This is a genomic window from Achromobacter sp. Root565, assembly GCF_001427425.1.
Lineage (GTDB): Bacteria > Pseudomonadota > Gammaproteobacteria > Burkholderiales > Burkholderiaceae_B > Achromobacter > Achromobacter spanius_D.
The window spans coordinates 21,850-44,115 of sequence record NZ_LMGO01000005.1 but is presented as its reverse complement, the minus strand read 5'-3'; the positions used below and the strand labels follow the sequence as shown (position 1 = coordinate 44,115).

At 67.3% G+C, this 22,266-nt stretch carries 18 protein-coding genes; 6 read left to right on the top strand and 12 right to left on the bottom strand.

Features of this window, described 5'->3' with window-relative positions:
* Positions 1-43: 43 nt before the first annotated feature.
* The 3 genes from ASD71_RS16815 (at position 44) to phoU (ending at position 3,322) form a co-directional block, all read left to right on the top strand.
* Positions 44-1,708 (top strand): isovaleryl-CoA dehydrogenase, encoded by a 1,665-nt coding sequence (locus tag ASD71_RS16815; RefSeq protein ID WP_056567116.1) that lies wholly within the window; start codon positions 44-46, stop codon positions 1,706-1,708.
* Between the two features lie 39 nt (positions 1,709-1,747).
* Complete coding sequence (gene rpiA, locus ASD71_RS16810) at positions 1,748-2,428, top strand: ribose-5-phosphate isomerase RpiA (RefSeq protein ID WP_056567113.1); 681 nt, start codon at positions 1,748-1,750, stop codon at positions 2,426-2,428.
* A gap of 165 nt (positions 2,429-2,593) precedes the next feature.
* On the top strand, positions 2,594-3,322 hold the full coding sequence (phoU, locus tag ASD71_RS16805) for a phosphate signaling complex protein PhoU (RefSeq protein ID WP_056567111.1): 729 nt from the start codon (positions 2,594-2,596) through the stop codon (positions 3,320-3,322).
* 21 nt (positions 3,323-3,343) lie between these two features.
* On the opposite strand, the gene ASD71_RS16800 is transcribed toward phoU, so the two are convergent.
* The 12 genes from ASD71_RS16800 to ASD71_RS16745 form a co-directional block, all read right to left on the bottom strand.
* Complete coding sequence (locus ASD71_RS16800) at positions 3,344-5,296, bottom strand: phosphocholine-specific phospholipase C (RefSeq protein WP_056567109.1); 1,953 nt, start codon at positions 5,294-5,296, stop codon at positions 3,344-3,346.
* A 147-nt stretch (positions 5,297-5,443) separates the two neighbouring features.
* Positions 5,444-5,716, bottom strand: a complete 273-nt coding sequence (locus ASD71_RS16795) for an oxidative damage protection protein (protein WP_056567105.1) — start codon at positions 5,714-5,716, stop codon at positions 5,444-5,446.
* A 105-nt stretch (positions 5,717-5,821) separates the two neighbouring features.
* Positions 5,822-7,180: an amino-acid N-acetyltransferase gene (gene argA / locus ASD71_RS16790; RefSeq protein WP_056567102.1), complete on the bottom strand. Its 1,359-nt coding sequence runs from the start codon at positions 7,178-7,180 to the stop codon at positions 5,822-5,824.
* Between the two features lie 209 nt (positions 7,181-7,389).
* Entirely contained in the window at positions 7,390-8,064 is a 675-nt protein-coding gene (locus tag ASD71_RS16785) for an amino acid ABC transporter permease (RefSeq protein WP_056567093.1), read from the bottom strand.
* Positions 8,065-8,176: 112 nt separating this feature from the next.
* A complete protein-coding gene (locus tag ASD71_RS16780) occupies positions 8,177-8,854 on the bottom strand; it encodes an amino acid ABC transporter permease (RefSeq protein ID WP_056567089.1) in 678 nt (225 codons plus the stop codon).
* Between the two features lie 20 nt (positions 8,855-8,874).
* Positions 8,875-9,621, bottom strand: coding sequence for an amino acid ABC transporter ATP-binding protein (locus ASD71_RS16775; RefSeq protein ID WP_056567085.1), 747 nt, complete (start codon positions 9,619-9,621; stop codon positions 8,875-8,877).
* Between the two features lie 72 nt (positions 9,622-9,693).
* On the bottom strand, positions 9,694-10,548 hold the full coding sequence (locus ASD71_RS16770; protein WP_056567081.1) for a transporter substrate-binding domain-containing protein: 855 nt from the start codon (positions 10,546-10,548) through the stop codon (positions 9,694-9,696).
* A 10-nt stretch (positions 10,549-10,558) separates the two neighbouring features.
* A complete protein-coding gene (locus tag ASD71_RS16765) occupies positions 10,559-11,506 on the bottom strand; it encodes an N-carbamoyl-D-amino-acid hydrolase (protein ID WP_056567078.1) in 948 nt (315 codons plus the stop codon).
* Between the two features lie 22 nt (positions 11,507-11,528).
* A complete protein-coding gene (gene hydA, locus ASD71_RS16760; RefSeq protein ID WP_056567076.1) occupies positions 11,529-13,007 on the bottom strand; it encodes a dihydropyrimidinase in 1,479 nt (492 codons plus the stop codon).
* A 28-nt stretch (positions 13,008-13,035) separates the two neighbouring features.
* A complete protein-coding gene (locus tag ASD71_RS16755) occupies positions 13,036-13,815 on the bottom strand; it encodes an SDR family oxidoreductase (RefSeq protein ID WP_056567075.1) in 780 nt (259 codons plus the stop codon).
* A gap of 13 nt (positions 13,816-13,828) precedes the next feature.
* On the bottom strand, positions 13,829-14,755 hold the full coding sequence (locus ASD71_RS16750; protein WP_056567074.1) for a dihydrodipicolinate synthase family protein: 927 nt from the start codon (positions 14,753-14,755) through the stop codon (positions 13,829-13,831).
* Between the two features lie 120 nt (positions 14,756-14,875).
* Entirely contained in the window at positions 14,876-15,817 is a 942-nt protein-coding gene (locus ASD71_RS16745) for a LysR substrate-binding domain-containing protein (protein ID WP_056567073.1), read from the bottom strand.
* A 174-nt stretch (positions 15,818-15,991) separates the two neighbouring features.
* Here ASD71_RS16745 and ASD71_RS16740 point away from each other — a divergent pair, with 174 nt between their 5' ends.
* The 3 genes from ASD71_RS16740 to hrpA all read left to right on the top strand — a co-directional run bounded on the left by ASD71_RS16740 (position 15,992) and on the right by hrpA (position 22,177).
* Positions 15,992-16,672 (top strand): aspartate/glutamate racemase family protein, encoded by a 681-nt coding sequence (locus ASD71_RS16740; protein ID WP_056567071.1) that lies wholly within the window; start codon positions 15,992-15,994, stop codon positions 16,670-16,672.
* Positions 16,673-16,679: 7 nt separating this feature from the next.
* Positions 16,680-18,089, top strand: coding sequence for an FAD-binding oxidoreductase (locus tag ASD71_RS16735; RefSeq protein WP_056567068.1), 1,410 nt, complete (start codon positions 16,680-16,682; stop codon positions 18,087-18,089).
* Between the two features lie 83 nt (positions 18,090-18,172).
* Positions 18,173-22,177: an ATP-dependent RNA helicase HrpA gene (gene hrpA, locus ASD71_RS16730; protein ID WP_056567066.1), complete on the top strand. Its 4,005-nt coding sequence runs from the start codon at positions 18,173-18,175 to the stop codon at positions 22,175-22,177.
* The last annotated feature ends 89 nt before the right edge of the window (positions 22,178-22,266 follow it).

Sequence of the window (22,266 nt, the reverse complement as noted above, 5' to 3'; positions counted from 1 at the left end):
GGGCAACCCGCGCCGCGGCGGCCGTTCGAACCAGGGAGACCTCATGTCATCGTTCGCGACGCATACCGTGTTCAACCAGGTGCCGCCCCTGGAAGACTATTCCCTGTACGACACCGACCCGGCGCTGCGCGAGGCCGTGCGCCGCGAAGGCGCCGAGGCCTGGGCGGGCGACCTGAACGCGCACGGCGCCTGGCTGGGCCGCGCGCAGACGCTGGCTGCGGGCGCCGAAGCCAACCGCTGTCCGCCGCGCCTGGTCAGCTACGACCGCGCCGGCCATCGCGTGGACCGCATCGACTTTCACCCCGCCTGGAACGTGCTGATGAGCGGCATCATGGCGCGCGGCCTGCATAGCCGCGCGTGGATGCAGCCCGCGCCGGGCGCGCAGGTGGCGCGCGCCGCCGCCTACCTCATGCAAGGCCAGGTCGAGGCCGGCACGTTGTGTCCCACCACCATGACCTTTGCCGCCGTTCCACTCTTGCAGCGCGAGCCCGCCGGCGTGCTGGATTTTGCGGGCCAGTGGCTGCCGGCGCTTTACGCGCGGGAATTCGACGGCAGCGACGCGCCGCTCAGCGCCAAGCGCAGCGCGCTGATCGGCATGGGCATGACCGAAAAGCAGGGCGGCTCGGACCTGCGCGCCGTCACCACGCGCGCCACGCCGCTGGGCGCGCCGGGGCGCGGGTGCGCCTATCAGCTTGTCGGACACAAATGGTTCTTTTCGGTGCCGCAGGCGGACGCCCACCTGGTGCTGGCGCAGACCGATGAGGGCTTGAGCTGCTTTTTCGTCCCCCGCTGGATACCGGACGGCCCGCGCAATGCCGTGCGCGTGCGGCGCCTGAAGGACAAGCTGGGCAACTGGAGCAACGCCAGTTCAGAAGTCGAATTCGAAGACGCGTGGGGCGTGATGGTCGGCGAGCCCGGGCGCGGCCTGGCAGTGCTGCTGGAAATGGCGGGCACCACACGGCTCGATTGCGTGCTGGGCAGCGCGGCGCTGCTGCGCCAGGCGCTGGCGCAATCGGCGCATCATGCGCTGCATCGTCAGGCCTTCGGCAAGCCGCTGATCGAACAGCCGCTGATGCGCAACGTGCTGGCCGACCTGGCGCTGGAAAGCGAAGCGGCCATGGTCCTGGCGCTGCGTCTGGCGCGCGCCGTTGACGAACGCAGCGATGCGGCTGCGCGCGCGCTGGTGCGCGTCGGCACGCCGGCCGCCAAGCTGTGGGTCTGCAAGCGCGCGGTATCCGCCGTGGCCGAATGCATGGAGGTCTGGGGCGGCAACGGCTATGTCGAAGAGGGGCCGATGCCGCGCCTCTACCGCGAAACGCCCGTCAACTCCATTTGGGAAGGCTCGGGCAACGTCATGGCGCTGGACGTGCTGCGAGCGTTGCAGCGCGAGCCCGACGCACTGCCGGCGCTGGAATCCGAATTCGCGCGCGTCGCGGGCCAGCACCGGGAGTTCGACGCGGCGCTGGCGCGTTGGCGCGCGCTGCTGGACGATGGTGAGCAGGCGCCGTTCCACGCGCGGCGCATCGCGGCCAGCCTGGCGCGTCTGTGGCAGGCCGCGTTGCTCATCGAACACGCACCCGGCGCGGTCGCGCAGGCCTTCGCCGGCAGCCGGCTACAGGAGACGTCGGGCATGTTTGGCGAATTGGCCGCCGGGACGGACACCCAGGCCATCCTGTCGCGCGCGTGGCCCGCCGTCGCCGCGTGCTAAATTTCCTGGCTCAAGCAACTTTTCCGCATTTCTACCGCCATGCTCTCCCAGCAAGAACTCAAGCAGCAAGCCGCCGACGCGGCACTGGAATTCGTCGAACAGGTCGCCGGCCCGGACGTCATCATTGGCGTGGGCACCGGTTCCACCGCCGATCTGTTCATCGATGGCCTGGCGCGATTCAAGGGGCGCATCGGCGGGACGGTCGCCAGCTCCGAGCGCAGCGCGGCGCGCCTGGCCGGCCACGGCCTGAAGGTGCTGGACCTGAACGACGTGTCCACGATGCCGATCTACGTGGACGGCGCCGACGAGATCAACGCCGACCTGCACATGATCAAGGGCGGCGGCGGCGCGCTGACGCGCGAGAAGATCGTGGCCTCGGTGGCCGAGCGCTTCATCTGCATCGCCGACGAATCCAAGCTGGTCCAGACGATGGGCAAGTTCCCGTTGCCGCTCGAGGTCATCCCGATGGCGCGAGAATCCGTGGCCCGGGCGCTCACCGCGTTGGGCGGCCAGCCCCGGCTGCGCGACGGCTTCGTCACCGACAACGGCAACATCATCCTGGACGTGTCGGGTCTTGCCATTTCGGATGCGCCCGCGTTCGAGGCCATCGTCAACAACTTGCCGGGCGTCGTGACCTGCGGCCTGTTTGCGCTGTCCGGCGCCGACGTAGCGCTGCTGGCCACCCAGAACGGCATCCGCCGCCTGGACCGCCGAGCCTGAGTCCGATTGTGCAGGCAGGTCCCGCCGGTCCGCCTTGCGGGGCGCGGGGCCGCCATTCATAATCCTGTCACACTTGGGTCATAACCTTGCCGGTTGTGCAGGCCCATCTCGTAACCTCTCTAATTTCGGGGCAATGCAATGAGATCAACCACGCAGGGAGCCCGGATGACGGAGCATACAAACAAACAGTTCGACGCCGATCTGGAAAGCGTCCGTTCGCAGTTCTTGCAAATGGGCGGCGTGGTCGAAGCCATGATCCAGGAAGCGATCGACGCGTTGGCCAGCGGCGACATGTCGCTGGTTGAAAAGGTCCGCGAGCGGGAAAAGGAAGTCAACCGCCACGAAGTCGAGATCGACGAAAGCATCAGCCGCATCCTGGCCCGGCACCAGCCCACTGCCATCGACTTGCGCATGCTGATGGCCGTATCCAAGATGCTGACGGACATGGAACGTTCCGGCGACGAAGCCGAGAAGGTCGCCACCGTGGCCCGCCGCGTCCATGAAGGCGAATTGCGCCACATTCCCGTGATCGAACTGCGCCACATGGCCGCCAACGTGCGCAACATGCTGCACCAGGCGCTGGACGCGTTTGCCCGCCTCGACCCCATCCAGGCCGCCGCCGTTGTGCGCAGCGACAAGGAAGTCGACAAGGAATGGAAGGGCGCGCTGCGTCACTTGATCACCTACATGATCGAAGATCCGCGCACGATCTCGCGCGCCATCGACATGATCTTCATCGCCCGCGCGCTCGAACGCATCGGTGATCACGCCAAGAACATGTCCGAACGCGTGATCTACATGGTCAAGGGCGCCGACGTGCGCCACACCGGCGTGAAGAACACCGAGCGCCTGGCGCGCGGCGAAGAAGAATCCGAGGATACCTCGGAGCAGTAAGCACGAAAACCTGCTGCCGCTTCACAGCGGCAGCGCCGCTCCCTGGCACAGCCGGGGATCCGGCACACCCGGCTTGCCGCCGTCCATGCGACCGGCCAGCCGGCGTCCGAAGGCCGGCATTGCCGGCGCACTCACTTCCAGGTCGTACCAGCCCTCGCAGCCCGAGTACTTGAGTTCGACCGCGCCGCCCGCGGGTACGTGCGCCATGGCGCGCCACCCGTCGTTCATGCGCGATTCCACCCTGACCGGTTGCGGCGCGTCGCCTTGGTTCACGAGCCGCAAGCGCAGGCCCGAGGTCACGGGCACGAGCTGGGCTTCCAGCGTGCCCGCATCGCGCGCGTCGCCGTGGAACTGGCGGTGAAAGCCGTCCGGTCCCAGCAGCCAGAGATCGTACGCACCGCCCGCGGCCAGCTTCCATCCATCGTCCAGACGCGCGCCCGCGCCCACCGTGTAACGCCGGGGCGGGCGCGCCAGCGCAAGGCGGTCATAGACATGCAGCACGGCGCCCGCGCCGCCCGGGTTGCGCAACGTCAGGCGGTAATGCTCGCCGTCGGCCGTCGTTTTGCCCACGGCTTCCAGCACGTAGGGTAGGGGACACGTGTGGCGATTGCTGTCGGGGTGATGCGAACACCTGTCGCCGGCAAAATCGAAGGCCGTCGTCAGGTCGCCCGCCACCGCGCGGCGCCAGGCGCTGATGTTGGGCTCCGCCACGCGGAACCGCATTTCCAGGAATCGGATGACCGACGTGTGATCGAACACCTGCGAATTGACCCAGCCGCCCCGGCTCCAGGGCGACACCACCAGCATCGGCACGCGCGGGCCCAGGCCGAAGGCGCGTCCATGCATGGCGGCGGGATCGTCGGCCGTCGACGCGCTGGGACCATGACGTGCGTCGTGGTATTCGCCGTCCAGCTCCACGGTGGACAGGCCGCCCGACTCGCCGTCCGGATGGCGCGCCGGGGGTGCGGGCGGGGGCACGTGGTCGAAGAAGCAATCGTTTTCGTCGTAGGTGACGAACAGGACGCAACGGCTCCACGTGTCGGGATGCGTCGTCAGGATGTCCAGCACCCGCTCGGTGTAGGCGCCGCCCTGGCGGGGTGAGGAAACCTCGGGATGTTCGGAGTCGGCGGTGGGGGCGATGATCCACGAGACGGCGGGCAGCGTGCCCTGGGCGACGTCGCGCGCCAGATCGTCCAGCGTGCGCGTGGCCAGCGCGCGGTCGCGCAGCGGGGCGTCGCCGGTTTGGCTTGCGTGCTGCCGGCGATATTGCCGGAAGCCCGCGAGCGGATTGTCGTTGTAGTTGTCCGCCATGTCCTGGTAGATGCACCAGTCCACGCCGGCGTCCTGCAGTCGCTCGGGGTACGTCGTCCACGAATAGCCTTCACCCGCCGGACCCAGCCGATCGTAGGTATTGACCAGCGCCGGACCGCCGGCCTCGCCCTGCGGATCGTTCGTGCCGGTCCACAGGAACAGCCGGTTGGGATTGGTGCCGGCCTGGACCGAGCAGTGATAGGCATCGCACAGCGTGAAGGCATTCGCCAGCGCGGTCTGAAACGGCACGTCGGCGCTGCGGTAGGCGCCCAGGCCCAGCCGGCTCTTGGCGGACAGCCATTGGTCCATGCGGCCGTCGTTCCAGGCGCGCTGCGAATCGTCCCAGGTGTGCGGCGTGATGTAGCCGACCGGCTTGTCGCTGGCGACCTCCGCCTGCAGATCGTAGGGGCGGCAACGCGCGTCGCCATCGGCCTGCGTCAGCACCGTGCCCGCGCGCGTGGGCACGGGATGCGGATCGGCAAATCCGCGCACGCCGGGCAGCGCGCCGAAGTAATGGTCGAAGGACCGGTTTTCCTGCATCAGGATCACGACATGGCGCACATCCTGCAGCGTGCCGGTCTTGCGGTCGGGGTCGATCGACAGGGCGCGCGCAATGACAGGGGACGGGTCCGGATGGATGGGCGGGCGCGAATCTTCTTTCATGACAGCTTTAATACGGTCTGCAACCTTGAATCTTAAGGCCTTCGCCGGCATGCGGGCGGCGTGTGCCTGAGCGCCTCAAAAAACAAAGCCCCTCGCGCGCGAGGGGCTTTGCCGTGCCGCATGCCCAAAGGCGCGGCGCGGGGCGGATCAGGCCGAGGGCGGAACGTAGCCGTCGGCTTCGACGGTTCCGTCTTCGAACAGGAAACGTTCCATCTGCTGCTGCAGGTATTTGCGTGCGCGGGCGTCGGCCAGGTTCAGGCGGTTTTCGTTCACCAGGCGGGTCTGCACGCCTTTCCAGTCTTCCCAGGCTTCCTTGGAAATGCTTTGCCAGATGCGGGTGCCGACTTCGCCAGGGTAGGGCGGGTAGTCCAGCCCTTCGGCTTCACGCTTCAGTTTCACACAGTTGACGATACGGGCCATGGTTCGCTGCCGGAAAAATGAATAACGCCACATTTTAGCGGGCTTGGCGTGCGTCGGGCGCCAAGCCCCTTCCGCTTACCGCGGAAATCGCCCCGCGGGCCGGTTTCAGAGCTTCTTGATGAAAACCAGGCTGTTGCGGGAACGGTTGTAGTTGTTCTGCTTTTCGCGGGGCAGGTCGGTGATGCCGCCCTGCACGAATCCGCGCTTCATGAACCAGTGCGAGGTGCGGGTGGTCAGCACGAACAGCCGCTTGGCGCCCAAGGCGCGGGCGCGCGATTCCATGTGGCGCAGCAGGATCTCGCCTTCGCCGGAGCCCTGCCATTCGGGGTGCACGATCAGGCAGGCCATTTCGGCCATCTGTTCGTCGTGGAAGTCGTGCAGGGCCGCGCAGCCGTAGATGACACCGTCGTGCTCCAGCACGGTGAAGTTCTCGACGTCGCGTTCGACGACGCTGCGCGGGCGTGGCACCAGCGTGCCGTCGGCTTCCAGCGGTTCGATGAGGCTGAGGATGGCGCCCACGTCGTCGATGGTGGCCGGGCGCAGGTCGTCCAGCGTGTCCTCGACGACCATCGTGCCCACGCCATCGTGGGTGAAGATCTCGAGCAGCACACTGCCATCCAGCTCGAAGGGCAGCAGGTGGGCGCGGGCCACGCCGCGCTTGACCGCGAGCGAGGCGTATTGCAGGAAGGAATGGGTCTCTTCGTCCAGCTCGCCGCCAGCCAGCAGCGCGTCGGCGTCCACGCGCGCCAGTTCGGTGTCCAGCGTGCCGTCTTCGTTCAGCACGCCCTGCGAGCTGGACAGGAAGATCAGCTTCTCGGCGCGCAGGCCCACGGCCACGCTGGTGGCCAGGTCTTCCATCGCCAGGTTGAAGGCGTCGCCGGTAGGCGAGAACCCCAGCGGCGACAGCAGCACGACCGACGAGCCTTTCTCGATGGCGAACTTCAGGGCTTCGATATCGATCTTGCGCACCTGGCCGGTGTGCTTGTAGTCCACGCCGTCCAGCACGCCGGTGGGACGCGCCGTGACGAAGTTGCCGGAGATCACGCGGATGTGGGCGTGCGACATCGGCGTGTTGGGCAGCCCTTGGCTGAACGCGGCCTCGATGTCCAGGCGGATTTCGCCGGCGGCTTCCTTGGCGCATTCCAGCGCGGCGGCGTCGGTGGGGGACAGGCCCCGGTCGAACTGCTGCGTGTAGCCCTTCAGGCGCAGTTGTTCGTTGACCTGGGGCCGCGAGCCATGCACCAGCACCAGCCGGATGCCCAGCGAGGAGAGCAGGGACAGATCCTGGACCAGGGCGTTCAACGCGCCCGCCTGCACCAGTTCACCGCCAAACGCCACCACGAAGGTCTTGCCTCGGAACGCGTGCACGTAGGGGGCCACGTCTCGGAACCATCGCACAAACTGCGCGGCGGCGAATTCAGGGGCTTCAAGGGCGGAGACGGTGTCTGGTTCCAGGTCGGGCATGGTGTGAGTTGCTTAAGAATCCTATGGGTCGCGGGACGGCGCAGGCCGGCAGGCCGTGCGGAGAGCGCCGCCTCAGGGGGCGGCGCTACGCGGAATTATAGGGCGCGCGGCCGCCCGGGCCGCGCCGCGCGCAGGACGCATTGTTGCGGGCGCCCCACAGGATGCGGTGCCGCGTCCGGGCTGACCCACCGGTCGCGGCACGAAAAGGGTCAATGCCGGGAAAGCTGCCGGTGTTCCAGGCGGCTCAGCAGCCGCACCACTGGCCACAGCAACGCAAGGTAGAAAAGCGCCGCGAGCACGATGGGCGAGGGGTTGTACACCAGCGACTGGGCGTCGCGAGCCACCCGCAGCAGCTCCGGCAGCGCCACGGCGCTGGCCAGCGTGGTCAGCTTGACCACTTCGAGCGTATTGCTGATGAGGTCCGGCATGACGTTGCGCGTGGCCTGCGGAATCTGCACGTGCCACATCGTCTGCCAGGCCGACAGGCCGGTGGAGCGCGCCGCCTCGATCTGCCCGCGCGGCACGCTTTCCAGGCCGGCGCGAAAGACCTCGCCGTAATAGGACGAATTGTTCAGCATGAAGCCTACGGCCACCGCCAGCAGCTTGGGCAGGTCCAGGCCCAGGAACGGCGCCCCGAAATAGATGAAGATCAGTAGCACCAGCGGCGGCAGGGCGCGGAAGAAGTCGATGTAGATGGCCAGCAGCACGCGCGACCAGCGGGACTTCAGCGTGACGGACAGCACCCCGATGAGCAGTCCCGAGGCCAGTCCAACCGGGATCACCATGGCCGACAGCATCAGCGTGCGGCCCAACCCCTGCAGCAGATACGGCGCCACGCTGACGTAGATGTTCAGGTTGAAGAAATTCTGCAGGATTTCGTCCATGCGGTTCCCCTGGGGCCCGTTCGGGGCTCCCTTGTTGTGGCGGGCGGGTGTGGTCGACCTCGCTTCCCGCCCGATATGCATTGGTAAAGATGCTTCCGGTCAGTGCTTTCCGTCAGTGCTTCCACTTGAAGCGCGTTTCGGTCCAGCGCCCCAGAATCACGACCGGCAGGAAGATCAGCAGGCACGCCACCGCGGCCAAGGTCAGCGGCGTGGCGTTGCCCGCATTGCTGCTGGCCGATTGCGCGTTGTTGAGCACTTCGCTCAAGCCCACGACCGAACCCAGCGCGGTGCTCTTGGTGATGGCGATGACCCGGTTGGTCAGCGGCGCGACCGTCAGCCGCATTGCCTGCGGCATCACGACATACACCATGCTCTGCAGCCAGTTCAGCCCCGTCGAGCGCGCCGCCTCGGCCTGGCCGCGCGGCACGGACAGGATGCCCGCCCAGAAGATTTCCTCGGCAAACGCGGCCAGCACCAGCGACAGCGACAGCCAGCACGCCATGAATGCCGACATCGACAGGTTGATGTAGGGGAACGCGAAGAACAGCACCATGATCACCACCAGCGGCGGCAGCGCGCGCAGGATGTCGGCAAAACAGATGATCAGGAAATTCACCGGCCGGATGCGCAGCGCGCGCACCACGGCCAGCACCAGGCCAAGCGCCACGCCCGTCGCGGCCACCGCCACGCCCAGTTGCAGCGTGACCCACATGCCGGCCAGGATGTCGGGCAGGTAGCGCCAGGCGACCTCAACGTTGAAGAACGAAAACAGCAGGGCGTTCAGATCCATGGAGCACTCTTCAAACCGCGTTACGCGGCATGTTCCGCCATGCTGGCCAGGAAGGCCTGCGTGCGGGGTTGTCGGGGGGCGCCAAAGACGTCTTGCGGCGGGCCTTGCTCGACGATCACCCCGCCGTCCATGAACACCACCCGATCGGCTGCCGCGCGGGCGAAGCCCATCTCGTGGCTGACCACCATCATCGTCATGCCGTCGCGCTTCAGTTCACGCATCACGTTCAGCACGCTGCCGACCAGCTCCGGATCCAGCGCGCTGGTCGGCTCGTCGAACAGCACCACCTTGGGCCGCAGCGCCAGTGACCGCGCGATCCCCACGCGCTGCTGCTGGCCGCCGGACAATTGGTCGGGATAGGCGCGCGCCTTGTCGGCCAGTCCCACGCGGTCCAGCGCCTCCAGGCCGCGGCGGTCGGCCTCGGCGCGTGCCAGCTTCTGCACCTTGCGCAGCGCCAGCGTGATGTTCGACAGCACGGACATGTGGCGGTACAGGTTGAAGTGCTGGAACACCATGCCGATGTTCTGGCGGATGCGGTTCAGCTCGGCCGACGGCGCGGTGATCTCCTCGTCGTCGACGTGGATGCTGCCGGCGGTCGGTTCCTCCAGCCGGTTGCAGCAGCGCAGGAGGCTGCTCTTGCCCGAGCCGGAGGGGCCGATCATGAAGACCAGCTCGCCGCGGCTCACGTCCAGGTCGATCCCCTTGAGGACCGCGTTGTCGCCATAGGACTTGTGCAGCCCGGCGATTTTCAGGATCGGCGTTTCCATCGAAAGCTCCTCAAAGCGCGGGCAGGGGCCGCGAAGCGGCTCCTCCCCTGTCGTTGGCGGTGCGTCGGAAAATCAGCTGCAGCGCAGTTCGACCGGCTTGGCGTCGTAGCCCGGCAGGTCCGGCACGCCCTGGCCCGGCGTCACCGTGACCGCCGCCGTACCGGCTGCAGGCGTGAAGCCGAACCACTTCTGCGCCAACTTGGACACCGTGCCGTCCTGCTTCAGGCACTTGAGCGCCATGGACACGCGGTCGCGGCCCGCCTTGTCGTCCAGCCGGAACGCCAGCGCCCAGACCAAACCTGTCTTGATCGTGTAGCTGGTGCGCACGGCCGGGTTCTGCTTGGCGGCCCAGGCCGCCACGGTGTTGCCCGCCAGGTTGGCGTCCGCGCGGCCGGCCTGCACCGCCTGCACCGCGTCGGCATTGGAGGCGTACACGTCGTACGTGAAGCCGTACTTGGCCGCGTTGTCGCGCGCCCAGTTCTCATAGGCCGACCCCTTGTTGACCGCCAGCTTCCTGCCCTTCAGGTCATCCAGGCCCTTGATGTCCTTGCCGTTCTTGCCGATCACGAAGGTGTAGTCGGTGTTCAGATAGCCCTCGGAAAACAGCAGCGCGCGGGCGCGTTCCTCGGTGGCGGTGGTGGGCGCCAGCACGAAGTCGTACTTCTTGGCGTTCAGGCCCGGAATCAGCGCGGCATACTCGGTGCCCTCGATCTTGATGGTGGTGCCAAGCTGCTTGGCGATGGCCTGGCCCAGTTCGATGTTGAAGCCGTCCAGCCCGCCGCCCAGCTTGGGCATGGCGTGCGGGGCAAACGTGGCGTCCACGCCGGTCGTCAGCGGCTGGGCGGCAGCGGCCAGGCTGGCGCCGGCCAGGCACAGCGTGAGGCCGCAGCGGCCGGCAAACGTCAGGGTGCGGAGAAGGCGGGTCATGGCGGGTCCTTTAGGGAAGAGGCGTCTTGCCCAGGGCGGGGCCGGCCCCCACGCGCTCGAGAATCAAGCCGTAGTGTTCCGGGCGCCGGTGGGCGGCGAAGTTGAAGATGTGCTGCTTGAAGGTGTCTCCCAGCGCCAGGTCGGCCTGGCAGAAAATCACCTCGTCCTCCTCCCCCTGCGCCTGCGCCACGATCTCGCCCGTGGGCGCGACGATGGCCGATCCGGCGATCAGGTGGCTGCCGTCCTCATTGCCGGCCTTGCCTGCGGCGGCCACCCAGACCGCGTTCTGATACGCGGCCGCCTGCAGACTGAGCAGATGGTGGAACATGCGCAAGTGGACCGGTTCGTTCCAGTGGATATTCAATGACGGCGTGTTGTATCCCAGCGCCACGATCTCGGCGCCCTGCAGCGCAAGCACGCGCCAGGTCTCCGTCCAGCGGCGGTCGTTGCACAGGCACATGCCGATGCGCGTGCCCAGCGTTTCCCAGACGTTGAAGCCGTCGTTGCCGACTTCAAAGAACTTCTTTTCCAGATGCTGGAAAGGGGCCTCGGGCTTGTGGTCGCTGTGGCCCGGCAGGTGGATCTTGCGGTAGCGTCCGACGATGCGCGCGTTGGCATCGACCAGGATGCTGGTGTTGAAGCGCCGGCCGTCCGAGGCGATCTCGGCGTAGCCCAGGTAAAAGCCGATGCCCAGCTCCCGCGCGGTGTCGAACAGCACGCGGGTCTCGGGGCCGGGCATTTCCTTTTCAAAGTAGCGCGCCATCGCTTCTTCTTCCGTCATCCAGTAGCGTGGAAAGAAGGTGGTCAGCGCCAGTTCCGGAAACACCACCATGCGCGCGCCGCGTCCATGCGCCTCGCGCATCATCGCGAGCAGGCGCGCCACCGCCTGCCGCCGGGTCTCCTCGGGTTGCACCGGACCCATTTGCGCGACCGCCAGGCCGAAGGGACGTTTGCTCATGCCGGGTTCCTTTAGCTATGACTCAGGCGGCGCTATCGGCCGAAAAATACTTGCGCACCAGCGCATTGGGATTGCCGGTCAGGCGCTGGCGCAGTACGGGTTCGGGCGTGCCGCGCTTGATGAAGCGGCCGCTGCCGCGCTCGACATGCAGCTGACCGTTCTCGACGGCGATGCGGCCGCGGCTGATGACCACTTCGGGCCAGCCGCGCACGGTCCGGCCTTCGTAGGGCGTGTAGCCCACGTTGTCGTGCAGCATGGACGCGGAGATCGTCACCTCGCGCTCCGGATTCCAGATCGCAATGTCTGCATCCGCGCCGATCGCGATGGTCCCCTTCTGTGGGTACAGGCCGTAGGTGCGGGCATGATTGGCGGCGGTCAGCGCCACGAAGCGTTCAATCGACATGCGCCCGCCCAGCACGCCTTCGGAAAAGAGCAGGGGCATGCGCACTTCCAGCCCCGGCACCCCGTTGGCCACGTCCTTGAAGGTGGTGGCGTCGCCCTTGGGCAGCTTGCCGCTGGCGTCGAAGCGGTACGGGGCGTGGTCGGACGAATAGATCTGCAGGGTGCCGTCCGTCAGGCCCTGCCAGACGGCTTCTTGCGAGGCCGCATCGCGCGGGGGCGGGCTGCAGCAGAACTTGGCGCCTTCCAGGCCGGGGGCGTCAATGTCATCGGCGGTCAGAAACAGGTACTGCGGGCAGCTTTCCGCGTGGATGGGCAACCCCAGCGCCTGTGACGAGTGCACCACGCGCACCGCTTCCAGTCCCGCGACGTGAACGATCAGGATGGGCACATCCATCATGCGAGCCAGCGTTACGGCGCGATGGGTCGCCTCGCTTTCGGCGAGCGGCGTGTGCGCCACGGCGTGGTACTTGGGCGCCGTCATGCCGCGTTCGGCGAGGCGGCGGGCCACCCAGCGGATCATGTCGTTGTTCTCGGCGTGCACCATGACCAGCGCGCCCTCGCGGTCGGCAACTTCCAACACGTCCAGCAACTGGTAGTCGTCCAGCTTCAGGCGGTCGTACGTCATGAACACCTTGAACGACGTGATGCCGTTCTTGATGAGTTCGGGCAGGTCGTGCTTGAGCGCCTGTTCCGTGGGATCCGACAGGATCAGGTGAAAGCCGTAGTCGATGACCGCCTTTTCCTCGGCGCGGCGGGCGTAATCGGCCACCACCTCCGGCAGCGCGTTGCCGCGGTGCTGGGCCGCGAACGGAATGATGGTGGTGGTGCCGCCGAACGCCGCCGATACGGTGGCGCTGTAGAAGTCGTCGGCACACATGATGCCCATGCCCGATAGCTGCTCGACATGGCAGTGGCTGTCGATGCCGCCCGGCAGCACCCAGCGCCCCGCGGCGTCGATGTCCCGTGCACCGGGCGGCAGGCCCTGTCCCAGCGCGACGATCACGCCGTCGCGCACGCCGATGTCGGCGTGGAAGGTGTCGGTGGCGGTGCTGATGCGGCCGTTGCGGATCGTCAGGTCGAATGCTGCGGTATCGGTCATGGGTAAGGGGTTCCGCGCGAAAGAAGAGTCAGAGCGTTCCGGGATAGATGCCGCCGTCCAGCACCAGGTTCTGCCCCGTCATGTAGCCGGCGCGCGCGCCGCACAGAAAGGCGCAGGCGTCGCCGAATTCGGCGGGGTCGCCATACCGGCCGGCTGGAATGCCCGCCAGCCGCGCGGCCAGCACGTCGTCCACCGTCTTGCCGCTGTCGCGCGCGCCGCGTTCGGCGGTCTGGCGCAGGCGGTCCGTCAGGAAAGGCCCGGGCAGCAGGTTGTTGATCGTGACGCCGTGCCGCACGGTCTGGCGCGCCAGTCCCGCCACGAAACCGGTCAGTCCGGCCCGCGCGCCGTTGGACAGGCCCAGGATGTCGATGGGCATCTTCACGGCGGCGGACGTGATGTTGACAATGCGGCCGAAGCGCCGCGCGATCATGCCGTCCACCGTGGCGCGGATCAGCGCGATGGGCGTCAGCATGTTGGCGTCCAGCGCGGCAATCCAGTCGTCGCGCGACCACTCGCGGAAGTCGCCGGGCTTCGGCCCGCCCGCGTTGGTGACCAGGATGTCGGGTTCGGGGCAGGCCGCCAGCAGCGCCTGCCTGCCGGCCTCGGTGGTGACGTCGGCGGCCACCGTGATGACCGACGCGCCGGTCTCGCGGCGGATTGCGTCCGCCGCGGCGTCCAGCGTGGTGGCCGTGCGCGCGGCCATCACCAGATTCACGCCTTCGCGCGCCAGCGATAGCGCAGAGGCGTAGCCCAGGCCCTTGCTCGACGCGCACACCAGCGCGTGCTTGCCCTTGATTCCGAGATCCATGTGTTTGCTCCTTTCAACCCTGCACGGGTTGGCGGCCGGTGGCGCCCAGCGACAGCCCGACGCGCGCGACGGTGGCTTCCAGCTCGGCCGCGGTGACCGGATCGATGCGCATCGCCGGCGCGCGCAGCGCGTGGCTTTTGATGGCGCCGCGGCGCTGATAGACATACTTGCGCAACGCCAGTCCGATCTTGGGCTGGAACTCGTAGCGGATCAGCGGGCAGTAGCGGTCGAAGATCGCGGCGGCGCCGGCGTGGTCGCCGCTGGCATAGCGTTCGTAGATGGCAACCAGGATCTCCGGGAACGCAAAGCCGGTCATGGTGCCGACCGCGCCGCGCTGCAGCTCTTCCAGGAAGTACACGCCTCCCAACCCGCCGAAGATGGCCATGTCGGCGTCCGGCACCAGTTCGCGGATGCGGCTGATCTTCTGCCCCACCGGCGGCTCTTCCATCTTGATCATGTGCACGCCGCCTTCGCGGCCCAGCCGCGCCACTACCTCGGGGCGGATCTCCGTGCCGAAGGAGTCCGGAAAATCGTGGATCACGACCGGAATCTTCACGGCTTCGGCCACGGCCTTGTAGTAGTCGAACAGCAGGGCATCGCTGGCGTTGTCCAACGGCGCGGCGAACACAGCCGATGCGCCCAGCTCCTGCGCTTCGCGGGCCTGCTCGATGGCGCCGGCGATGCCGTGGGCACGCACGCCCACCCACACCGGCACGCGGCCGTTCGTGTGCTTCACGAAGGTTTCCAGCACCCGCCGGCGCTCGTCGTTGGACAGCTTGTGCAGCTCGCCCAGAAAGCCCAGGATTGCCAGCCCGGTCACCCCGGTTTCAAGCAGGAAATCGACCAACGTGCGGATGCTGTCGGTATCGACACGCAGGGCATCGTCGAAGGGTGTGGGGCAAATGGTGAAGACGCCTTTGGCGTCGATGGAGGCTGCCATCTTTTCTCCGTCAGGATGCGTGAAAACCGAAATCGGAAGCGACGTTTCGATGTCATCCTAAAGCGGAAGTTTTAGAACTCCACTTGCTTTTTTATTGCCTTGGTATAACAGCCAGTTAAGTCAAGGTTTACCCTTGGCAGGGTTTGCCTGGACGTTTGCGGACAGCTCGAATCCCTGCTCGCAAAGCGTGTGGCGCAGCACGTCGACAAAGGCCTGCGCAAGCTGCGACAGCGGCTCGAAGCGCGACTGCACCAGGCTCGCTGTCAGGATCTTTGCCTGGTCGATCGGACGCACTACGAAGTCGCCCTGCGTGCGGCTCTTGACCGAGAATTCATCGACGATGGCGATGCCCGCGCCGGCCTGCACCAGCGAGCACGCGTTCTGCGGCGAACTCACTTCCACAGCCAGCCGGCGGGTCTGTCCGGCCTCGTGGTACATCTGCTCGACCAGCATGCCGAACGGCGTGTCGCCGCCGTACGAAATCAGCGGGTAGGGCAACAGATCGCCGATGGATAGCAGCGAGCGATGCGCCAGCGGATGGTTGTACGGGCAGATGCAGACCAGCCGGGCCTGGCCGATGGGCTGCGTCAGCAGATTCGGGTGCTGGACGGGCAAGATCACCACACCCAGTTCGGCGCGGTTGTCCAGCAGCATTTGCGTCAGGGGCTGCTGCGTCAACGGCTGAAAGGTGACCTTGACGTCAGGGTGCGTTTCGCGAAATCGCGAGATCGTCAGGGGCACGAGCATGTGGCCGATGCTGGGACTGGACACCAGATGCAGGATGCCGCTGCGGCGCTCGGACAATTCCGAAGCCAGCTCCTCCACGCGCCGCACGCCGGCATAGACCGTTTCCACTTCGCGAAAGAGCTGCCGGGATTCGGGCGTGGGATACAGCCGGCCCTTGATGCGCTCAAACAGCGCGAAGCCCAGCCGCTGTTCCGTGTGCGACAACAGCCGGCTGACTGCGGGCTGCGAGACGAACAGCAGCTTGGCCGCCCCACTGATCGAACCCGTGGTCATTACCGCCCGGAAAACTTCGATTTGCCGCAGATTCAGTTGCATGGCGCGCCCGCTCCGACTTGACGCGACGAGCATAACAAAGGGTTAAGGGCAGCGCACAAATTGACAATACATGCTCAGGCCGCCCGCAGATAGACTGGCGCCGTACCTTGCCCCGGTCCGCGTCCACATGGCGCGGGCCCGGCCACCACCAGGACGGACGACCAGGACGGACGAATGGAACAGACCCTGTTTGTGATCAATCCCAATTCCACGCAGGCCGTGACGGATGCGTTCGACGCGGCGCTGGAACCGCTGCGCATGGCCGGCGGTCCGTGCATCCAATGCCTGACGCTGGCCGAGGGGCCGGCGGGCGTCCAGACGCAGCTCGACGTCGAAAGCGTGACGCTGCCGCTCGCCGCGCTGGTGCGCAAGCTGGATGCCGACCACGGCGCCGCTGCCGCAGGCTACGTCATCGCCTGCTTCAGCGACCCGGGTCTGCACGCGGTGCGCGAAGCCACGCGCAAGCCGGTGCTGGGCATCAGCGAATGCGGCATGCTGACCGCGCTGACGCTGGGCCAGCGCGTGGGCGTGATCGCGATCCTGCGCCAATCGCTGCCGCGTCACGGACGCATGTTCGGCGCGATCGGCCTGTCGGGCCGCGTGGCGGCCGAGCTGCCGCTGGATCTGGGCGTGGTCGAACTGTCTGATGAGGCGCGCACCCGCGAGCGCCTATTGCACGTCGGTGCGCGGTTGCGCGATGAGCATCAGGCCGACGTGCTGGTGCTGGGCTGCGCGGGCATGGCGGCCTATCGCGGCTGGCTGCAGGCCGAGCTGGGCCTGCCCGTCGTAGAGCCGACACAGGCGGCCGCGGCGATGGCGATCGGCCGCATCCGGCTGAACTGGCACGGCGCCTGAGGCCACCATGCGCAATCACGAACTCATCGATCGGCTGTCGCACCTGGTCGGCGACAACGGGCTGGTGCTCGATGCCGAGGGCCAGGGGCCTTACGTGCGCGACTGGCTGGGCAAGTGGCAGGGCAGCACGCCCGTGGTGGTGCGGCCTCGCAACGCCACCGAGGTGTCGGCCGTCATGCGGCTGTGCCATCAGACGCGCACGCCAGTGGTGCCGCAGGGCGGCAATACCGGCATGAGCGGTGGCGCCACGCCTGACGGCAGCGGCGCGCAGGTGATCCTCAGCCTGAATCGCATGAAACGCATCCGCGAGGTGGATCCGGTCAACAACACCCTGTGCGCCGACGCGGGCGTCCTGCTGGCCGACGTGCAGGCCGCCGCGCGCAACGTCGGCCGCTTCTTCCCGCTGAGTTTGGGCGCGGAGGGCAGCTGCACCATCGGCGGCAATCTGGCCACCAATGCCGGCGGCACCGCGGTGCTGCGCTACGGCAACACGCGCGATCTGGCGCTGGGGCTGGAGGTGGTGCTGCCCGATGGCCGCGTCTGGAACGGCCTGCGCGGCCTGCGCAAGGACAACACCGGGTATGACCTCAAAAGCCTGTTCATCGGCTCCGAAGGCACGCTGGGCATCATCACCGGCGCGGTGCTCAAGCTGTACCCCGCGCCCGCGGGCCGTGTGGCGGCATGGGTGGGCGCGGACACGCCCGCGCAGGTGGTGGCGTTGCTCAGCCGCCTGCAGGGCGTTTGCGGCGAAAGGCTGACCGCGTTCGAAATGATGTCCGCGCGTTGCCTCGATCTGGTGGTGGCGCACGTCAGCGGCGCGGCCAGCCCGCTGGCCGGCCGCCATGCCTATTACGCCCTGGTTGAACTGTCGGACACCGAGCCCGCCGGACTGCCCGCCTTGCTGGAAACCGCGCTGGGCGCGGCGCTGGAAGCCGGCATCATCCAGGACTGCGTGGTCGCGATGAACGACACCCAGGTCCAGTCCTTGTGGCGGCTGCGCGAGGGCATCTCGCAGGCGCAGGTGCGCGCGGGCAAGGCGGTCAAGCACGACATCGCGCTGCCCATTTCGCGCCTTGCCGCATTCGTCGAGGAAGCGGACCTGGCGCTGGTATCGGATTTTCCGGGACTGCCCATCATCAACTTCGGCCACATCGGCGACGGCAACCTGCACTACAACGTGCTGCTGCCGCTGGACGTGGCGCCCGCCGAATACGCCCGGCTGACCGCGGCGCTGAACCGCCGCGTGCACGACCTGGTGGCCCAGCGCGGCGGCAGCATCAGCGCCGAGCACGGCGTGGGCCAGTTGCGGCGCGACGAGCTGCGGCGCTACAAGTCGCCGGTGGAAATGGACCTGATGCTGATGATCAAGCGGGCGCTCGATCCCAACCAGCTCATGAACCCGGGCAAGCTGCTGTAGGGCACGCGCGCGGGGCAGGCAGGGGCCGCGCGCGCGAAGTCCGCCAGAAATTTATAATGGCGGGCTAATCGGATAAATCCTACATGCCTGAATCCTCCAGCCCGCGGGCGCCGAAAAAGCCGGCGCCGCGCGCCACTGACCGGGAGCAGCCCCCGGAAGACGCCCGGCCAAGTGCTCAGCCAGACGCTCGGCAAGCCCCCCGGCAAGCGCCCCGGGCCCGTCCCGAAGGCCGCCCCGCCGCGCCCCGTCCCGAACGGCCCATTCCGGCCGTCACCTACCCGGAAGACCTGCCCGTCAGCGCACGGCGGCAGGAGATCGCGCGCGCCATCGCCGGCCATCAGGTCGTGATCGTCAGCGGCGAAACCGGCTCGGGCAAGACCACCCAGCTTCCCAAGATCTGCCTGGAACTGGGCCGCGGCCGCCAGAAGATGATCGGCCACACGCAGCCGCGACGCCTGGCGGCGACCTCGGTGGCCAAGCGCATCGCCGAGGAGCTGAACACGCCCATGGGCGAAGTCGTCGGCTACCAGGTGCGGTTCAACGACCGCACCGGTCCCAACGCGTCCATCAAGCTGATGACGGACGGCATCCTGCTGGCCGAATCGCAGCGCGATCCGCTCCTGCGCCGCTACGACACGATCATCATCGACGAGGCGCACGAGCGCAGCCTGAACATCGACTTCCTGCTGGGCTACCTGAAGCAGCTCTTGCCGCGGCGCCCGGACCTAAAGCTCATCATCACGTCGGCCACCATCGACGCCGAGCGCTTCGCCAGACACTTTGCCGCGTCGGAAGACAAGCCCGCGCCGGTCATCGAAGTCTCGGGCCGCCTGTATCCCGTCGAAGTGCGCTACCGGCCCGTGCGCGAAGAGCCCGCCGCCGGCGATGACGCGCCCGCGCCCAACAAGGCCGGCCGCGACCGCGAGCGCATGTCGGGCGACGAAGAGCGCGACCTGATCGACGCCATCGTCGATGCCGTCGACGAATGCGCGCGGCATGGCCCGGGTGACGTGCTGGTGTTCCTGCCCGGCGAGCGCGAGATCCGTGAATCGGCCGAAGCGCTGCGCAAGCGGCACCCGGCCGGCACCGAGGTGCTGCCGCTGTTTGCGCGCCTGTCGCAGGCCGAGCAGGAACAGATCTTCCGCCCGCGCGGCAACGCCCGCCGTATCGTGCTGGCCACCAACGTGGCGGAAACCTCGCTGACCGTGCCCGGCATCCGCTTCGTCGTCGACAGCGGTCTTGCCCGCATCAAGCGCTATTCGTGGCGCAACAAGGTCGAGCAGCTGCGCATCGAGCCCATCAGCCGCGCCTCGGCCAACCAGCGTGCCGGCCGATGCGGGCGGGTGGGGCCAGGCGTCTGCATCCGGCTCTATGACGAGCTGGATTTCAACAATCGCGCCGCCTTCACCGATCCCGAAGTGCTGCGTTCGTCGCTGGCGTCGGTCATCCTGCGGATGAAGTCGCTCAAGCTCGACGACATCGAGCAGTTCCCCTTCGTCGAAGCGCCGCCGGGGCGGGCGGTGGCCGACGGCTACCACCTGCTGCAGGAGCTGGGCGCCATCGAACTGGCGTCGGCGTCCGACGACGATACGGACGACGGGCGCACGGGCGCGTCTTTTGTCCTGACCCGAACCGGCGATGAACTGGCCAAACTGCCCGTGGACCCGCGCATCGGGCGGATGATCCTGGCCGCACGAGAACACCAGTGCCTGGCCGAAATGCTGATCATCGCCTCCGCGCTGTCCGTGCAGGATCCGCGCGACCGTCCCATGCAGGAGCGCGAGGCCGCCGAGGCCGCGCACGCCAAGTTCGGCGACGACAAGTCCGAGTTCATCTCCTTCGTGAAGCTGTGGCGCTGGTATGGCGAACAGGTGCAGCACAAGGCCTCGCAGCGCAAGCTGGTGGGCCTGTTGCGGCAGAATTTCCTCTCGCCCATCCGCCTGCGCGAGTGGCACGACGTGCACACGCAGCTGTCGGCGCTGGTGGGCGAACAGGGCTGGCGCGTCAACCAGTCCGAAGCCACGTACGAACAGCTGCACATGGCGCTGTTGTCCGGGCTGCTTGGCAACATCGGCTTCAAGAGCGACGAAGGCGGCAGCTATCAGGGCGCGCGCGAAATCCGCTTCCACATTCATCCGGGCTCGCGCCTGGTGAAAAAGGCCGGCCGCTGGATCATGGCGGCCGAACTGGTCGAGACCACGCGCCTGTATGCGCGCTGCGTGGCGCGCATCGACCCGGTGTGGCTGGAAAAGATCGGCGCGCACCTGATCCGCAAGAACTGGTCGGACCCCCGCTGGGAAAAGAAGGCCGGGCAGGTCGTGGCCAACGAGCGGGCCACGCTCTACGGCCTGGCCATCTATACCGGCCGGCGCATCCATTACGGCCGCGTGAATCCCACCCATGCGCGCGAACTCTTCATCCGCCAGGCGCTGGTGCCCGGCGAGATCGACACGCGCCTGCCTTTCGTCGCGCACAACCGCAAGCTCATCGCGGGCATCGAAAAGCTCGAACACCAGACCCGGCGCCCGGACATCCTGGTCGATGACGAGCTGATCTTTGCGTTCTACGACCGGCAGCTTCCCGCCGACATCTCGCAGACCGCGACGCTCGAAAAGTGGGTAAGCGGCCTGGACAAGGCGGCTGCCGCCAAGCTGATGCTGACCCGCGACGAGCTGATGCGGCACGAGGCCGCCGGCGTCACGACCGATGTCTTTCCCAAGAAAGTGGAATGGCAGGGTGTGTCGATGGCGCTGGACTACCACTTCGAACCGGGCTCGCCGCGCGACGGCGTCACGCTGTCTGTGCCACTGTTCGCGCTGAACCAGATCGATCCGGCGCGCTGCGAGTGGCTGGTGCCCGGCATGCTCAAGGAAAAGGTGCACCTGCTGCTCAAATCGCTGCCGCAGAAGCTGCGCCGCCATTGCGTGCCGCTGCCCGACTACGCTGCCGGCTTCTACGACCGCTGGTTCGAGCGCCTGGCCGATCCGCAGACGGGTCTGGTCGACGCCATCATTGCCGACATGTGGGATCAGGTGCAGGTCCGCCCGGCGGTGGGGGACTTCAAGCTGGAAACGCTGCCGGCGCATCTGTTCATGAACTTCCGCGTCGTGGACGAGCACGGCCGCATGCTGGCCGCCGGCCGCAATCTGGCGCAACTGCGCGCCGAATTCGGCAAGCAGGCCCAGGCCACCTTCCAGCAACTGGCGGCCAGCGACACGCAGGTCGCGCAAGCGCTGGCGCACGAAAACCTGACCTCCTGGTCGTTCGGGCCATTGCCCGACATCATGGAGATCAAGCGGCGCGGCCAGTCCGTCATCGGCTATCCGGCGCTGGTGGACCGAGGCGCGCATTGCGACCTGGACGTGTTCGACGATCCCGACGAGGCGCGCAAGCACCATCGCGCGGGTCTCCTGAAGCTCTTCCGGCTGGCGCTGCGCGAGCAGGTGAAGTTCCTCGAAAAGAACCTCACCGACCTCACCAAGATCAGCATGCTGTATATGACGCTGGGCACGCAGGAAGAATTGCGCGACCAGATCATCGACTGCGCGCTGGGGCAGGCGTGTCTGGCCGAGCCGTGGCCGGTGAACGAACAGCAGTTCGAAGCACGCCGCGCCGAGGGCAAGGGCCGGTTGGGTCTGCTGGCCCAGGAGGTCGCGCGGCTGGCCGGCGCAGTGCTGACTGAATATGCGGCGCTTCAACGCAAGCTGCCGCAGGCCAAGCCCCACGCGGCCGCTTACGCGGATCTGCAGCAGCAAATAGGTGCGCTGATGCCCAAGTGGTTCATCCGCGACACGCCGTATGCGCAGTTGTCGCACTTCCCGCGCTACCTGAAGGCGGCGGTCGCGCGCATTGACAAGCTGCGCGCCGACCCGGCACGGGACGCAAAGCTGGTGTCCGAAATGGCGCCGCTGGTCACGCAATACCAGCGCGCCCGCGCGGCGCTGAAAGGGGCGGCAGACCCCAGGCTGGACGAGTTCCGCTGGCTGCTCGAGGAGTTGCGGGTGGCGCTCTTCGCCCAGGAGCTGCGCACGCCGATGCCGGTGTCGGTCAAGCGCCTGATGAAAAGCTGGGAATCCTTGCAGCGCTAGCCTAGGTGTCTGACACCCTTGAGCCGGCGCCGCACCCTGCCGGGCTGCGACCCGGGTGTCAGACACCGGTAGACGTAAAAAGGGCCGCA

Coding starts and splice junctions, on each gene's coding strand:
- ASD71_RS16815 (WP_056567116.1), top strand. CDS start 44: ATGTCATCGTTCGCGACGCATACCGTGTTCAACCAGGTGCCGCCCCTG.
- rpiA (WP_056567113.1), top strand. CDS start 1,748: ATGCTCTCCCAGCAAGAACTCAAGCAGCAAGCCGCCGACGCGGCACTG.
- phoU (WP_056567111.1), top strand. CDS start 2,594: ATGACGGAGCATACAAACAAACAGTTCGACGCCGATCTGGAAAGCGTC.
- ASD71_RS16800 (WP_056567109.1), bottom strand. CDS start 5,296: ATGAAAGAAGATTCGCGCCCGCCCATCCATCCGGACCCGTCCCCTGTC.
- ASD71_RS16795 (WP_056567105.1), bottom strand. CDS start 5,716: ATGGCCCGTATCGTCAACTGTGTGAAACTGAAGCGTGAAGCCGAAGGG.
- argA (WP_056567102.1), bottom strand. CDS start 7,180: ATGCCCGACCTGGAACCAGACACCGTCTCCGCCCTTGAAGCCCCTGAA.
- ASD71_RS16785 (WP_056567093.1), bottom strand. CDS start 8,064: ATGGACGAAATCCTGCAGAATTTCTTCAACCTGAACATCTACGTCAGC.
- ASD71_RS16780 (WP_056567089.1), bottom strand. CDS start 8,854: ATGGATCTGAACGCCCTGCTGTTTTCGTTCTTCAACGTTGAGGTCGCC.
- ASD71_RS16775 (WP_056567085.1), bottom strand. CDS start 9,621: ATGGAAACGCCGATCCTGAAAATCGCCGGGCTGCACAAGTCCTATGGC.
- ASD71_RS16770 (WP_056567081.1), bottom strand. CDS start 10,548: ATGACCCGCCTTCTCCGCACCCTGACGTTTGCCGGCCGCTGCGGCCTC.
- ASD71_RS16765 (WP_056567078.1), bottom strand. CDS start 11,506: ATGAGCAAACGTCCCTTCGGCCTGGCGGTCGCGCAAATGGGTCCGGTG.
- hydA (WP_056567076.1), bottom strand. CDS start 13,007: ATGACCGATACCGCAGCATTCGACCTGACGATCCGCAACGGCCGCATC.
- ASD71_RS16755 (WP_056567075.1), bottom strand. CDS start 13,815: ATGGATCTCGGAATCAAGGGCAAGCACGCGCTGGTGTGCGCGTCGAGC.
- ASD71_RS16750 (WP_056567074.1), bottom strand. CDS start 14,755: ATGGCAGCCTCCATCGACGCCAAAGGCGTCTTCACCATTTGCCCCACA.
- ASD71_RS16745 (WP_056567073.1), bottom strand. CDS start 15,817: ATGCAACTGAATCTGCGGCAAATCGAAGTTTTCCGGGCGGTAATGACC.
- ASD71_RS16740 (WP_056567071.1), top strand. CDS start 15,992: ATGGAACAGACCCTGTTTGTGATCAATCCCAATTCCACGCAGGCCGTG.
- ASD71_RS16735 (WP_056567068.1), top strand. CDS start 16,680: ATGCGCAATCACGAACTCATCGATCGGCTGTCGCACCTGGTCGGCGAC.
- hrpA (WP_056567066.1), top strand. CDS start 18,173: ATGCCTGAATCCTCCAGCCCGCGGGCGCCGAAAAAGCCGGCGCCGCGC.